At 75.9% G+C, this 14,067-nt stretch carries 10 protein-coding genes; 3 read left to right on the forward strand and 7 right to left on the reverse strand.

Features of this window, described 5'->3' with window-relative positions:
* Positions 1 to 6: 6 nt before the first annotated feature.
* Entirely contained in the window at positions 7 to 1,290 is a 1,284-nt protein-coding gene (gene mycP, locus JK356_RS16810) for a type VII secretion-associated serine protease mycosin (protein ID WP_201868998.1), read from the reverse strand.
* A gap of 24 nt (positions 1,291 to 1,314) precedes the next feature.
* On the reverse strand, positions 1,315 to 2,790 hold the full coding sequence (gene eccB / locus JK356_RS16815) for a type VII secretion protein EccB (RefSeq protein ID WP_201869000.1): 1,476 nt from the start codon (positions 2,788 to 2,790) through the stop codon (positions 1,315 to 1,317).
* 161 nt (positions 2,791 to 2,951) lie between these two features.
* Between eccB and eccE the strand changes: the two genes are divergently transcribed.
* The 3 genes from eccE to JK356_RS22410 all read left to right on the forward strand — a co-directional run bounded on the left by eccE (position 2,952) and on the right by JK356_RS22410 (position 8,195).
* On the forward strand, positions 2,952 to 4,217 hold the full coding sequence (eccE, locus tag JK356_RS16820) for a type VII secretion protein EccE (protein WP_201869001.1): 1,266 nt from the start codon (positions 2,952 to 2,954) through the stop codon (positions 4,215 to 4,217).
* Positions 4,214 to 4,915 (forward strand): hypothetical protein, encoded by a 702-nt coding sequence (locus tag JK356_RS16825; protein ID WP_374100664.1) that lies wholly within the window; start codon positions 4,214 to 4,216, stop codon positions 4,913 to 4,915. The genes eccE and JK356_RS16825 overlap by 4 nt, the downstream gene beginning before the upstream one ends.
* A 244-nt stretch (positions 4,916 to 5,159) precedes the next feature.
* Positions 5,160 to 8,195 (forward strand): SCO5717 family growth-regulating ATPase, encoded by a 3,036-nt coding sequence (locus tag JK356_RS22410; protein WP_307815674.1) that lies wholly within the window; start codon positions 5,160 to 5,162, stop codon positions 8,193 to 8,195.
* 64 nt (positions 8,196 to 8,259) lie between these two features.
* Here JK356_RS22410 and JK356_RS16835 read toward each other — a convergent pair whose 3' ends face one another.
* From JK356_RS16835 to infB, 5 genes are all read right to left on the reverse strand, one after another.
* Positions 8,260 to 9,213, reverse strand: a complete 954-nt coding sequence (locus tag JK356_RS16835) for a bifunctional riboflavin kinase/FAD synthetase (RefSeq protein ID WP_201869003.1) — start codon at positions 9,211 to 9,213, stop codon at positions 8,260 to 8,262.
* A 137-nt stretch (positions 9,214 to 9,350) separates the two neighbouring features.
* A complete protein-coding gene (truB, locus tag JK356_RS16840; protein ID WP_201869005.1) occupies positions 9,351 to 10,256 on the reverse strand; it encodes a tRNA pseudouridine(55) synthase TruB in 906 nt (301 codons plus the stop codon).
* Complete coding sequence (gene rbfA, locus JK356_RS16845; protein ID WP_201869008.1) at positions 10,253 to 10,759, reverse strand: 30S ribosome-binding factor RbfA; 507 nt, start codon at positions 10,757 to 10,759, stop codon at positions 10,253 to 10,255. The genes truB and rbfA overlap by 4 nt, the downstream gene beginning before the upstream one ends.
* 43 nt (positions 10,760 to 10,802) lie before the next feature.
* The gene (locus JK356_RS16850; protein ID WP_201869010.1) at positions 10,803 to 11,099 is read right to left on the reverse strand and encodes a DUF503 domain-containing protein; all 297 of its coding nucleotides are present in this window, start codon (positions 11,097 to 11,099) and stop codon (positions 10,803 to 10,805) included.
* A gap of 90 nt (positions 11,100 to 11,189) precedes the next feature.
* A complete protein-coding gene (gene infB, locus JK356_RS16855; RefSeq protein ID WP_201869012.1) occupies positions 11,190 to 14,066 on the reverse strand; it encodes a translation initiation factor IF-2 in 2,877 nt (958 codons plus the stop codon).
* Between the last annotated feature and the right edge of the window lies 1 nt (position 14,067).

Consider the following 14,067-nt stretch of genomic DNA (forward strand, 5'->3'; position numbering starts at 1 on the left):
GCGCCGTTACGGCGCCGCTGTTCCGCCCGGTCCCCCGGTCCTCCCGGCGGGGGCCGTGCCGCCCGCGGCCGCCCGGCGGCGCCGGGCGTCGCGGACGACGAGGGCGGCGCCGGCCAGCGTGGCGGCGGCCAGGACGGTCGTGACGAGGGCGTAGGTGCCGAGCCGTTCGTCGCGTTCCGCGTGCGTCTCCCCCACCGTCAGCGGAGGAACGTCGGGGGCGGGTCCTGGCGGCACCGCCGCGTCGGGCGTGGGCGCGGTGCCGGGGACGGCGGTGTCGTCGGTCAGCGCCCGGACGGGGTCGACTACGCCCCAGCCGAGTTCCGCGTCGGCGCCGGGGATGGCGCGCTCCGCGGTCTGCATCAGGTGGGTGGCGACCTGTTCCGCGCTCCAGTCGGGATGCTTGGCGCGGAGCAGGGCGGCGACGCCGGCGACGTAGGGGGCGGCGAAGCTGGTGCCGTGGTCGACGCACTGCCCGCCGCCGGGCACGGTGGAGACCATGTCCACGCCCGGCGCGGCGATGTCGACGAAGTCCCCGGACTGGGAGAACGGGGCACGCTCATTGTTGCGGTCCGAGGCGGCGACCGCCAGCACGCCGTCGTAGGCCGCCGGGTAGGTCTCCCGTTCCCGGCCGTCGGCGCCCTCGTTGCCTACGGAGGCGATGACCAGCACGTCCTGGGCCACCGCGTCGGCGATGGCCCGCGCCAGCTCCGAGTCTTCGGCGGGCGGCTGCTCACTGTCCTGCGAGATGTTGATGATGTCCGCGCCCTCGGCGACGGCGTGGTCGACGGAGCGGGCCAGGGAGCTGACCGTACCGCTGCCGTACTCGTCGTTCTGCCGGATCGGGATGATGGTCGCGCCGGGGGCGATACCGACGAAGCCGGAGCCGTCGGCGGGGCGGGCGGCGATGATGCCGGCGACCTTGGTGCCGTGGCCCACGGTGTCGGTGGTGCCGTCGCCGCGGCTGCGGCTGGGCGGGGTGGCGTCGGGGCCGGGCTCGGCGGGCGTGAAGTCCGCACCGCGCGAGGCGTCGACCGCCTCGGCCAGCTGGGGGTTTGCCGTGTCAACGCCGCTGTCGATGACGGCGACGTCGACGCCCTCGCCCCTGGTGTCCCGCCACAGCTCGTCGAGCAGCAGGCGCTGGAGCGACCAGGGGCGTTCCTCGATCGGCTCGGCCGGGAACGTGCAGGTGCCCGCCGCGTCGGCGCGCGCGGGGGCGGCGGGCACAACGGCCAGGGCGGCGGCGAGCGCCAGCGCGGTGGCAACGGCGCCGGCGGAGGAGCGTCGCTTCATGGTGGCTGCCTTTCCTGCGCGTGCCTACGCCCCCTGCGGCTGCCGCGCGCTCTCGGTGTCGAGCCGCGGCCCGGTAGGCAGCAGCTGCGACCACTCGGCGGGCACGGGCACGGGGGTGACGTCGCCGTAGCCGAGGCGGGTGCGCGCGTCGTCGCTCTCCTCCCCGGCGGCGGTGGACTGGACGCCGTGGCGCAGTCCGGTGTCGGTGACGAGGTAGACGGTGCCCGCCTCCGCCTGTTCGCCGGTGACCTGGCGGTAGAGCAGCCCGGACCCCGGCGTGACGTAGGCGCTGGCCGACTCGTTGGCGATCGGGGCCGGGTAGTCGGGGGCGGCCCAGGTGGCCAGGCGCGGGCTGCCGTCCTCCGGGTCGACGCCGAGGAGCACGGAGCACAGCGTGGTGCGGTTGCCGCCGACCGGGGTGGTGGCGTGGGTGGGCCAGTCGTTCTCGGCGTCGGGGCTCAGGCTGTCCGGCGCGGGGCTGACGTCCTGCGCGCCGACGCGCAGCGCCTCGCCGTTCTGGCCGAGGACGGCGGCCTCGGGGCTGCCCAGCAGCAGGCGGGCGGTGAAGTCCGAGACGGGGACGACCGCGTCGGGGTACACCACGTAGTGCTGCGGGCCGCTGCCGGTGGGGGCGGTCAGGACGGTGCCGACCACGGCCGCCTCCGGGTCCAGGCCCGGCACGTCGGCGGGGGCGCCGGTCTCGCCGGGCAGGTCGGGGAAGCGGATGGGGGAGCCGGTGCGCAGCGTGTCGAGCCACTCCGCCGTGACGGGCTGCGGCTCGGCGTCGCCGAGGAGGACGCGGCGGAGCAGTTCGCCGTCGTCGCCGGTCTCGGCCAGCGCGTACTTGGTGCCCGTGGCGTCCACGAGGTAGTCGGTGAACTCGCCGTCGTCCGCCGGGGCACGGACGTAGAGTGCCTCGCCGCCGGTGAGCCGGGAGGGGCCGCCGACCAGATGGGCCTCGTCGGTGTCGAACAGGAACGTGGCGCCCTGGGTGCCGCCGCCGTCGCCGGCGGGCCGCTGGCACGCGGCCCACGGCTTCTCCTGGCCCGCGTCGTCGGGCGCGGGGAGCCGGTCCGGGGCGTAGGGGATGCCCAGGGTGGGGCCCCTGGGGATGTCGCCGTTGTCCAGTTCGGCGTCGTCGACGCTGACGATGCCGAACGTGCTGGGATCGAGCAGCAGGCGGGCGGAGGCGAGGTTGAGGACCGGGTGCAGCTGCCGCTGGCCGCCGGTCTCCAGGACCACGTAGCGGGTGGTCGAGTCGCTGCCGAGGATGAGGTTGCGGCCGGGCTCGTCCCAGCCCTCGGGCACGGCCGGGCGTAACATCCCCCAGGCTCCGAAGCCGGCGAGGATCAGGGCGCCGGTGATCAGGCCGGGCAGGACGGCGCGCAGCGGGCGCGGCGCGTTCTCCTCGGTCCCGGTGGCTGAGGGCTGGACGAACGCCGCGAGCGTGCGGCGCTTGGCGAAGGTATAGGCGTTGAGCTCGTCCTTGCGTGAGGGCATGCCCCTGGGTTCCCTCCCCTTTTCTCTCCCCTGTCTCCCCCTGCGCTCCCGCGCCCGTCCCCGCACGCGGGCCGCTGGCCTGCGCGGGCTCCCCGGACGGTCTGTCAGAGCGTGCCTCTACTATGCCCGTTGACAGACTCGACTGAGGATGTGGGGGGTCGATGACGGTGACGACGGCGGTGCCGCCGCGGCGGCTGCGGGCGTCGGCCGGTCCCGCGCTGCTGGGGCCGCTGGTCTGCTTACAGGCGGCGGCGGCCGCCCTGGCGTGCGGGTACGCCGCGGGAGGCACGGCAGGGCTCGGCGCCGGAGCGGTGCCCGCCGCCGGGCTCGCCGTGCTGGGGGTGGTACGGCCCGGCGGGCGGTCGCTGCTGGAACGGGCGGGCGCGTCGCGCCGGCTGCGGCGGCGCAGGCGCCAGGCGGCCCTGGCTGCCGGAGCGGCGGCGGACGGCAGTCCGGCGGACCCGCTCGCGACACTGGCGCAGGAGTGCGTGCCGGGGCTGCGGACCGGCACCGTTGCGGGGCGGGACGGGCGCGAGGCCGGCGTGGCCGCGGACGGCGGCGGGCTGACGGTCGTGCTGCGCGTCGACACCGCCCCCTCGCGGACGTCCCCGCTGCGGCAGCCGCCGGGGCACGGTGGCCTGCCGCTGCGGCTGCTGCGCGAGGCGCTGGAGACGGACGGCATCGTGCTGGAGTCCGTCCGGTGCGTGCAGTTCGCGCAGCCCGCGCCGACCCCGCTGCTTCCGGCGCGCTCGGTCGCCAGCGTGAACTACGCCGCGCTGAGCGGTGCGGGCGGGCCGCCCGCGCTGCGGCTGACCTGGGTGGCGCTGCGCCTGGACCCCGAGCTGTGCCCGGCCGCCGTGGCCGAGCGCGGCGGCGGGGAGACCGGGGCGCGGCGGTGCCTGCTGCGGGCCGGCGCCCAGCTCGCGAGCCGGCTGGCTGGGGCGGGCGTGGCGGCGCGGCTGCTGACGGAGGCCGAGCTGCTGGCGTCGGTAGCGGCGGCGGCCGGGGCTGACCCGGCTGTCACGGCCAGGCTGGCGCGCGAGCCCGGGCCCGCGCCGCTGCGGACCGAGGAGACCGCACGGGCCTGGCGGTGCGACGACCGGTGGCAGACGACGTTCCGGGTGGCGCGGTGGCCCGCGCTGGGGGACCCGGCCGGCCAGGGCGCGCCGCTGGCCGCGGTGGCCTCCCTGCTGACGGCCGTGCCGGGGTTTGCCACGGCCTTCGGTCTGACGCTCCGGCGCCACGGGCGTGGCGACGTGGCGTTGACGGGGCATCTCCGCGTGGCCGGGCGGGGCGAGCGGGAGCTGCGGCAGGTGAGCCGGGCCGTGACGAGCACGGCGCGGGGCGCGGGTGTCGCCCTGGCACGCATGGACCGCGAGCAGGTGCCGGGGCTGCTGGCCACGCTGCCGGTGGGGGCGGACCGGTGAGCGGGGCACGGGCGTTCGCCGGACACGTGATGGCCGGCGCCGCACTCGACGGGCACGCGCTGCCGCTGGGCGACGACGGCGTGATCGTCGGTGTGGACCCGGGCGGGCGGCCGGCCGTGCTGGGGCTCCACCATCCGCTGCCCCACGAGATCGTGCTCATCGGCGGGGTGTGGACGGCACAGGTGCTGGCGCTCCGCGCGGTCGGCACGGGCGTGCGGGTGGCGGTGGAGACCGCCAGGCCGCGGCTGTGGACGCAGGTGGCCGAGGCGGTGGCGGCGGGACAGCCCGGCGAGGACCGTCTGACTCTGCACGAGGTGGGGCGGGTGCCGCCGCAGGGCGCCACGGTGGCGGACCCGGTGCTGGTGGTGCGGGACTGCGGCGCGCGTCCGCCCCGGGGCCGGGTGACCGCGGCGCCGTGGCAGCCCGTGCTCACGCTGCTGCCCTACCTCAGCCCGGCCACGCAGCGGCTGCTGCGGCGGGCGTCGCTCGCCGGCGTGCAGCGGGTGTCGCCGGAGGAGGCCCGGCTGCTGGGACGGCTGCTGATGCTTCCCGCCGAGCGGACCGAGGCGCTGCCGATGCTCAGCGAGGACGCGACGCTGTGGTGCACCCGGCAGGCCAGGCAGCTGGTCCGCCTGGTGCCGACGGACGGGGAGCGGGGGCTGTTCGGCGATCCCGTGCGCCTTGACCCGGCAGGCTGAATTCTCCCGCCGGCCGCCGGTTTTGCCCCGGTTTCCCGCGCGGCGGCGACCGCCGGGCGCCGGGGAGGGTGGGGAGTTCTGTCTGCGGCGATTAGGGTGAGGGTGGGCGCGGCAGGAGTGCCGTACAGCAGTGGCGTGAATCCGCATCCGCACAGGGGAACCACAGGGGGATCTCGACCGTCGTCCGCGTCGCGGAGAGGGCACGTGCGGAACCAGGAAGCCCGGACCAGCAGCGGGAGGCGTCGTGAACAGCGATCAGGACCGATTCCGCACCGAGGAAGACACCTCCGGTGCCAGGCGGCCTGATGACGAACTCCTCGACGAGGAGCCCGAGTCACCGGAGACCACCGGACAGTTCACCATCGACTACACGCCGCCCGCCTGGTACTCGGGCGGCGCACCGCAGCCGCCGCAGGCCCCGCCCAGCGTCCCGCCGCAGGCCCCGCCCAGCAGTCCGGCGCCCGGCCCGGCCGCGCCTCCCGCCGGGCAGCCGGCTGAGCCGGGCGAGCCGGGCGAGCCGCAGGACGCGGTGCCAGCGGAGCCGCGGAGCGGCGATACCATGCAGATCTCGGCGGCCTCCGTGCGGCGCGCGCTGGGGGACGGGGCCGCGGCCCGGACCGGGCCGGCGCCCGAACCGAAGCCCGAGCCGCCCCGGGTGCCGCCGCGCGGACCCGTCAGCGGGCTGCCGCCGCTGCCGCCCGACTTCCAGCTCCAGCCGCCGCAGCCGCTGGCCCCGCCGCCCCCGGTTCCCGGCAGCGGTCCGCGCGAGGGCGTCAACCCGGCCGTGCCGCCGACCCCGCCCGGCTTCATCGTGACGCGGGAGACAGAGGAACCAAAGCCGGCACCCCAGTCCGCCGTGACCGACGCGCAGGAGGCCAAGGACGGTAAGGGCGGAAAGGACACAGGGGACGCAGCGGACGCTGCCCGGGCGGCGGAGAACGCGCCGGCGGCGGCCACGGCCCCGAGCCCGGCACAGCCCCCGGGCGAGTCCCAGGACACCGGCGAAGACGCCGCGGAACCCTCGGAACCGGAACCCGCGGACCGGAAAGACGCGGGCCCGGAAGACGCGAAGAGCGAAGACGCCGCAGCGGAAGCACTGGAGGACGCGGCGCCGAGCGGCGCGGCCGAGCGGCCGGAAGCGGCAGAAGGGTCTGCCGCGAGCGAGGAGGACTCGTCCGCGGGCCCCGGCGTGCCGCCGCCCGCCGCCAGTCCGGCCACCGCGGTACTGCCCGCGGCCGGCGCGGGCGACGGCTCGATCAGCTCGGGCGCCACGGTGAAGCTCGGGGCCGCTGCGGCGCCCGGCGGCCCTCCCCAGGACGCCGGTGCTCCCTCCGGACCGTCCGGCGGCTTGGCCAGCGGTGAGGATGACCAGCCCGGGGAAGCGTCCGCGGAGCCCGCGCCCGGCAGCGGTGCCGGCGAGCCCCGCGATGCCGTACCCGGCACCGAGCCGGATGCCTCCGGGAGTGCCGCGGCGGAACCGCAGGACGCGGCGCCCGCGGCGCCCGGGCCGCAGCAGCCCGCCGCGCCGCCGCATGGCACCACGATGCTGCGTGCCTTGCCGCAGCCGGGGCCGCAGGCATCGCCGGCTCCGCCCGCACCGGCGGACGCGCCGCCCGCCCTGCCGGCACCGCCGGCGGGACCGTTCCCGGCACAGGGCCAGCCCACGCAGGCGGGGCCGTGGTCGTCCGCGCCCGCCCAGCCGGAGCAGCCTGCGGGGCCCGCCGGTCCCGGCGCCCCGGCGGCGGGGAGCCAGCCGGGCGCGAGGCCGGCCGCGGACGGCCCGTCGTCCGCTTCGTCTCCCGCGCTTCCCGCCGCCACTGCGCAGGGACAGCCGCAGGGACAGCCGGGACAGCCGCCCGTGCCGTGGTCCGCCCAGCCGCCGCAGCCGCAGCCGGCCCAGCCGCAGGCGCAGCAGCCGCAGCCGAGCCAGCCGGGGCTGCCCGCGGTGCCGCCGCAGGCGGGTCCCGCCGCTCAGCCCGGAGCCGGCCCGGTGCCGCAGCAGCAGCCCCAGCACCCCCAGCAGCCGCGGGATCCCCGCACCGGCGGATGGCCCGACCCGCAGCAGTACTCCCCGCAGATGCAGCCGGGAGCCCTGGGCTACACGGCGTCCGTCGAGCTGTCCTCCGAGCGGCTGCTGCAGACGAAGCGCCGCAAGCAGCGTTCCCAGCCCGCGAGCAAGCCGGGTTCACGCTTCCGGCTGGGCGGCAGGGCGGCCGAGGCGGAGCGGCGGCGGAAGCTAGAGGTCATCCGCACCCCGGTGCTGTCCTGCTACCGGATCGCGGTCATCAGCCTCAAGGGCGGCGTCGGCAAGACGACGACCACCACGGCCCTGGGCGCTACGCTCGCCAGCGAGCGGCAGGACAAGGTCATCGCGATCGACGCGAACCCGGACGCGGGCACGCTGGGCCGCCGGGTCCGCCGCGAGACCGGCGCCACCATCCGTGACCTGGTCGGGGCCATCCCCTACCTGCACAGCTACATGGACATCCGCCGGTTCACCTCGCAGGCGCCCTCCGGTCTGGAGATTCTCGCCAACGACGTGGACCCCGCGATCTCCACGACCTTCAACGACACGGACTACCGCCGCGTCATCGAGGTCCTCGGCAAGCAGTACCCGATCATCCTGACCGACTCAGGCACCGGCCTGCTGTACAGCGCCATGCGCGGGGTGCTGGACCTGGCCGACCAGCTGATCATCGTCTCCACCCCCTCGGTGGACGGCGCCAGCAGCGCGAGCACCACCCTGGACTGGCTGGCCGCGCACGGCTACGGTGAGCTGGTGCAGCGCAGCGTGACCGTGATCTCCGGGGTGCGTGAGACCGGGCGGATGGTCAAGGTGGACGACATCGTGGCGCACTTCCAGAGCCGCTGCCGCGGCGTGATCGTCGCCCCGTTCGACGAGCACCTGGCGGCCGGTGCCGAACTGGACCTGGACCTGCTGCGCCCGAAGACCCGCCAGGCGTACTTCGACCTCGCCGCGCTGGTGGCCGAGGACTTCGCCCGGGCGCAGCAGGAGCAGGGGCTGTGGATGCCGGACGGCGGGATGCCGCCGCAGGTGGCGCCGCCGCTGCCGGGGCAGGCCGGGCCGCAGGGCTACGGCTACCCGCAGCAGCCTGGCTACCCCCAGCCGCAGCCCGGCTATCCGCAGGGGGGCCAGCCGCCCCACGCGCAGCCCTCACAGGCGGGGCAGCCGCCGCAGGTCCCGCCGCAGCCGCAGCGGCCGGACCAGGGCTACGGCTACCCGCAGCAGCCCGGCGGCTGGCCACCGCCGCAGGGCTGACGACGGGCGGCCAGGGCGGAGCCAGCCGGGGAGCTCCCGGCCGGGACGTTCTCGGCCGGGGGTGTCAGCCGCGGACCCGGTCCGGGTCCGCGGTCAGCTCCCTGGCCCGCCGCAGGTCCTCGGCGAACTGGCCGAGCAGCTCCTCCATGCTGGCGAACGTCTCCTGGCCGCGCAGGAAGGCGAGGAAGTCGACGGCCACGTGCTTGCCGTACAGGTCGAGGTCCGTACGGTCGAGCGCGTGCGCCTCCACCGTGCGCCGCGTGCCGTGGAAGTGCGGGTTGGTTCCCACCGAGATCGCCGCGGGCATCCGCTCCCCGTCCGCCGTCAGCCAGCCCGCGTAGACGCCGTCCCCGGGGATGGCCGAGTGCTGCACGGGGTCCAGGTTGGCGGTCGGGATGCCCAGGTCGCGGCCGCGCCGCGCCCCGTGCACGACCGTTCCCTCCACCCGGTGCGGCCGGCCGAGCACCTCGGCCGCCCCGGTGACGTCGCCCGCCGCGACCAGCCGCCGCGCCAGCGTCGAGGAGAACGGCTCGCCCCCGTTCTCACGCCGCTTCAGGTCGACGACCGTCACCTCGAAGCCGTAGGTCTCGCCCAGCTCTCTGAGCGTGTCGACGGTGCCCGCCGCCCGGTGCCCGAAGCGGAAGCTGGGGCCCTCGACGACGGCGCGGGCGTGCAGCCGCTCGACCAGCACCTTCACCACGAACTCGGCCGGCGACAGCCGCGAGAAGTCGGGGGTGAACGGCAGCACGAGCACCGCGTCGACGCCCAGCTCGCCCAGCAGCTCGGCCCGGCGTTCGTGGGGCGCGAGCAGCGGCGGGTGGCTCCCCGGCCGGATCACCTCGGCCGGGTGCGGGTCAAAGGTGACGACGACGGTGGCGAGGCCCAGCTCCCGGGCGCGGGCCACGGCCCGGCCCACGATCAGCTGGTGCCCCCGGTGCACTCCGTCGTACGAACCGATGGTGACGACGCTGTGCCCCCAGTCACCCGGGACGTCCTCCAAACCACGCCAGCGGTGCACCTTCTCGCTCCTCGCCTGAAGTCTCGGAAGTCGTCGTGGACCCTCACGGTCCCGGATCCGACGGTCCACGGTACCCGGACCCCGGCGCCCGGCGAGCGCCCGCCTCACCCGGCGCGGGCCGGACGACGCCTGCCCTGTCAGGCAAAGACGGCCAGGCTCCTGGCGCGCTCCCCGTCCGCCTCGATCAGCGCGATGAAGCGGCCGTCCGGGCCGAACACGGCGACCGGCCCCGGCGGCAGCGACGGCGGCACGGTGACGCGCACGCCGTTGCCGAGCAGCGTCGCCTGCCGCTCACTGACGTCCCACCGGGGGAACGCGGCCGCGGCGGCCTGGTCCAGCGGCAGGATCGTCAGCCGCTGGCGCAGCTCGTCCAGCGTGTGCGCGTCCTTCAGCTGGTACGGGCCGACGCTCAGACGCCGCAGGGCTGTCAGGTGGCCGCCGGTGCCGAGCGCGGCGCCCAGGTCCCTGGCCAGGGCGCGGACGTACGTGCCCGACGAGCAGGTCACCGTGGTGTCCAGGTCGGTGACGGGGGTGCCGTCGGGGGCCGTGGTCTCGCGGACCTGCGTGAGGGAGAACTCAAAAACGGTGACCGGCCGCGCCGGCAGGTCGACGTCCTGGCCCTGCCGCACGCGCCGGTAGGCACGCTTGCCGTCGATCTTGACGGCGCTGACGGCGGCGGGGACCTGCATGATGTCCCCGGTCAGCTCCGCCATGGCGGCGGCCAGCGCCTTGGGGTCGACGTTCCTGGCACCGGTACGCGCGGTGACCTCGCCCTCCGCGTCGTCGGTGACGGTGGTCTGGCCGAGCCGGATGGTGCCCTCGTACCGCTTCCGCGTCAGCGCGAGGTGGCCCAGCAGCCGGGTGGCGCGGCCGAGGCCGACGACGAGCACGCCGGTGGCCATCGGGTCGAGGGTGCCGGCGTGCCCGACGCGCCGCGTGCGGGCGACGCCGCGCAGCACGGCGACGACGTCGTGCGAGGTGAAGCCCGCGGGCTTGTCGACGATGACCAGCCCGTCGGGGCCCTGCGTCCTGCCGCGGCTCACCGGTCCTGCCGGCGGGTGCCGTCCTCGTCCGCGTCCTCCCCGGGGCCGGCCCCGGAGTCGTCGTCCGCGCTGTCCGTCCTGCCGGCCGGGGTGACGTAGGGGTCGGCGTCCCCGGCGTACTGGGCGCCGGCCGCCGCCCGCCGCACCTCCTCGTCGCGCTCGCGCGCCTGGTCGAAGAGGTGCTCCAGGTTCCGCGCCGTCTCGGGCAGGGCGTCGGGGACGAACTCCAGGCTCGGCGTGTGCTTCACCCCCGCGGCGGCGCCCACGGCCGAGCGCAGGATGCCCCGGGCGCTGCGCAGCCCGGCCGCGACCTCCGCGCGGTCGGACTCGTCGCCGTAGACGGTGTAGAAGACGGTCGCCTCCCGCAGGTCGCCCGTGACGCGCGTGTCGGTGATGGTCACCCTGCTGCCGAGGCGGGGGTCCTTGATGTCGCGGTGCAGTTTCTCCGCGACCACCTCGCGGATGAGGTCCGCCAGCCTCCTGGCCCGCGCTTTGTCGGCCACTGGTCCGTCTCCTTGCTTGTCCGGGTTGCCTGTCCGGCTGGCTCTACTCGTCGTGGTCGCCGTGGATCCGCCGCCGCACTGACAGCAGCTCCACCTCGGGTCGGGCGGCCACGAGCCGCTCGCACTGGTCGAGGACGCCCGACAGGTGGTGGGCGTCCCCGGAGACCGCCGCCAGGCCGATCCTGGCACGGCGGTACAGGTCCTGGCCGCCGACCTCGGCGGCGCTCACCGAGAACTTCCGCTGGAGTTCCGCCACGATCGGGCGCACGACGGAGCGCTTCTGCTTCAGCGAACGGACGTCCCCGAGCAGCAGGTCAAAGGACAGCGTCCCGGTATACATGCGCATGATCGTATCGGGGGCGCCGGGCCCCGCGTCCAGCGGATATCAGTCCGCCGGAGCGGGGCCCGGGCCAGGTGTGCCGCGGGCGCGTCACACGCGCGGCTTCTCCCGCATCTCGTAGGTGGCGATGATGTCGTCCACCTTGATGTCGTTGAAGTTGCCGAGGTTGATACCGCCCTCGAAACCTTCGCGGATCTCGGTGACGTCGTCCTTGAAGCGGCGCAGGCCCTCGATGGTGAGGTTGTCCGCGATGACCCTGCCGTCGCGGACCAGGCGGGCCTTGGTGTTCCGCCTGACCTCGCCGGAGCGGATGATGACACCCGCGATGTTGCCCAGCTTGGACGAGCGGAAGACCTCGCGGATCTCCGCCGTGCCGAGCTCGACCTCCTCGTACTCCGGCTTGAGCCTGCCCTTGAGCGCCGCCTCGATCTCCTCGATCGCCTGGTAGATGACTGAGTAGTACCGGACATCGACGCCCTCGCGCTCGGCCGCCTGCGTGGCGCGGCCCTCGGCGCGGACGTTGAAGCCCAGGACGATGGCGTCCGAGCCCGCCGCCAGGCCGATGTCGGTCTCGGTGACCGCACCGACGCCGCGGTGCAGGACCCGCAGCTCGACGCCCTCGCCGACCTCCAGCTGGAGGAGCGCGGACTCCAGGGCCTCGACCGAACCGGAGGCGTCGCCCTTGATGATGAGGTTGAGCTGCTGGACCTCGCCCGCCTTGAGCATCTTGTCCAGGTCCTCCATGGAGACCCGGCGGCTGCGCTTGGCGAACGCGGCGTTCCGCTCACGGGCGGCGCGCTTCTCGGCGATCTGGCGGGCCGTGCGGTCCTCGCCGACCACCAGGAAGCTGTCACCCGCGCCCGGCACGTTGGTCAGACCCTGCACCAGGACGGGCGTGGACGGCCCGGCCTCGGTCACATTGCGCCCGGAGTCGTCGAGCATGGCCCGCACCCGGCCGTGAGCGTCGCCGACCACCATCGTGTCGCCGACGCGGAGCGTGCCGCGCTGGACGAGCACGGTGGCCACGGCGCCGCGGCCGCGGTCCAGGTGCGCCTCGATGGCGATGCCCTGGGCGTCCTGGTTGGGGTTGGCCCGCAGGTCGAGCGCGGCGTCCGCCGTCAGCAGCACCGCCTCGAGGAGCTCCTCGATGTTGGTGCCCTGGCGGGCGGAGATGTCCACAAACATCGTGTCGCCGCCGTACTCCTCGGCGACCAGGCCGTACTCGGTGAGCTGGCCGCGCACCTTGGCCGGGTCGGCGCCGGGGAGGTCGATCTTGTTGACCGCGACCACGATCGGCAGGTCGGCCGCCTTGGCGTGGTTGAGCGCCTCGATGGTCTGGGGCATCACGCCGTCGTTCGCCGCCACCACGAGGATCGCGATGTCGGTGGACTTGGCGCCGCGGGCACGCATGGCGGTGAACGCCTCGTGACCCGGGGTGTCGATGAACGTGATCTTGCGGTCCTCGCCGTTGACGTTCAGCGACACCTGGTAGGCGCCGATGTGCTGGGTGATGCCGCCGGCCTCGCCCTCGGTGACGTTGGTCTTGCGGATCGCGTCGAGCAGGCGGGTCTTGCCGTGGTCGACGTGACCCATGACCGTGACCACCGGGGGCCGCGAGACCAGTTCGTCCTCGCTGCCCTCGTCCCCCAGCTCGATGTCGAAGGACTCCAGCAGCTCGCGGTCCTCCTCCTCCGGGCTGACGATCTGAACCTTGTAGTTCATCTCCTCGCCCAGCAGCTGGAGGGTCTCGTCGGAGACCGACTGCGTGGCCGTGACCATCTCGCCGAGGTTGAACATCACCTGCACCAGCGAAGCCGGGTCGGCGTTGATCTTCTCGGCGAAGTCGGTCAGCGAGGCACCGCGGGAGAGCCGGATGGTCTCGCCCTTGCCGCGCGGCAGCATCACCCCGCCGATCGACGGGGCCTGCATCGCCTCGTACTCCTGGCGGCGCTGCCGCTTCGACTTGCGGCCACGGCGCGCCGGACCGCCGGGACGGCCGAAGGCACCCTGCGTGCCGCCGCGGCCGCCGGGACGGCCGCCGAAGCCGCCCGGACGCCCGCCGCCGCCGGGACGGCCACCGCCGCCGCCGGGACGGCCGCCGAAGCCGCCCGGACGCCCGCCGCCGCGGCCGCCGAAGCCGCCGCCGGGACGCGGACCGCCCTGGGAACGGCCGCCGGGACCGCCGGGACGGCCACCGGTCGACGGACGCTGCGGCATCATGCCCGGGTTCGGCCGGGGACCGGGCCGCGGCGCCTGCGGACGCGGCATGTTGCCCGGCGTGACGCGGCCGCCACCCGGCGCCTGCGGACGCGGGGGCGCCTGGCCGCCGCCAGGACGCGGACCGCCCTGCGCCTGGCCGCCGGGACGGGGGCCGGGCCGGGGCGGCGCGGGCTGCGGCCGGGCCATGCCGGTCGAGCCGCTGGTCGTGAAGGGGTTGTTGCCCGGGCGCGGGCCCGCGGGGCGGGCGCCCGGCTTGGGCGCGGCCGGCTTCGGGCCCGGCTTGGGAGCCGGACGGCCCGGCTTCGGGGCCTCACCGCCGGGGCGCGGCGCGCCCGGCTTCGGCGCCGACGGCGCGGACGCGCCGGAGCCGGACTGCTGCGACGAGCTGAACTCCGGCGCCGCGGGCCCGGGACGGGGCGCGCCCGGCTTCGGTGCCGCGGGACGGGGGGCGCCCGGCTTGGGGGCGCCGGGACGCGGCGCGGGCTTGGGCGCCGCGGCCCCCGCGCCTGGCTTCGGGGCGGCGGGCTTGGCGCGGTTGCCGCCCGGTGCCGCGGGGCGCGGCGCCTTGCGGCCGGAGCCCTCGCCGCCGTTGTTGCTGAATGCGTCTGTCAGTTTGCGTACGACCGGCGCCTCGATCGTGGAGGACGCCGAACGAACGAATTCGCCGAGTTCCTGGAGTTTGGCCATGACGACCTTGCTCTCGACTCCAAGCTCCTTGGCGAGCTCGTATACCCGGACCTTAGCCACT

Origin of the sequence: Streptomyces sp. 7-21 (assembly GCF_016741785.1) — a bacterium.
Taxonomy (GTDB): domain Bacteria; phylum Actinomycetota; class Actinomycetes; order Streptomycetales; family Streptomycetaceae; genus Streptomyces.

What these genes read in the sequence shown, in the direction of transcription:
- mycP (WP_201868998.1), bottom strand. Translation starts at nt 1,290, where the DNA reads ATGAAGCGACGCTCCTCCGCCGGCGCCGTTGCCACCGCGCTGGCGCTC.
- eccB (WP_201869000.1), bottom strand. Translation starts at nt 2,790, where the DNA reads ATGCCCTCACGCAAGGACGAGCTCAACGCCTATACCTTCGCCAAGCGC.
- eccE (WP_201869001.1), top strand. Translation starts at nt 2,952, where the DNA reads ATGACGGTGACGACGGCGGTGCCGCCGCGGCGGCTGCGGGCGTCGGCC.
- JK356_RS16850 (WP_201869010.1), bottom strand. Translation starts at nt 11,099, where the DNA reads ATGTATACCGGGACGCTGTCCTTTGACCTGCTGCTCGGGGACGTCCGT.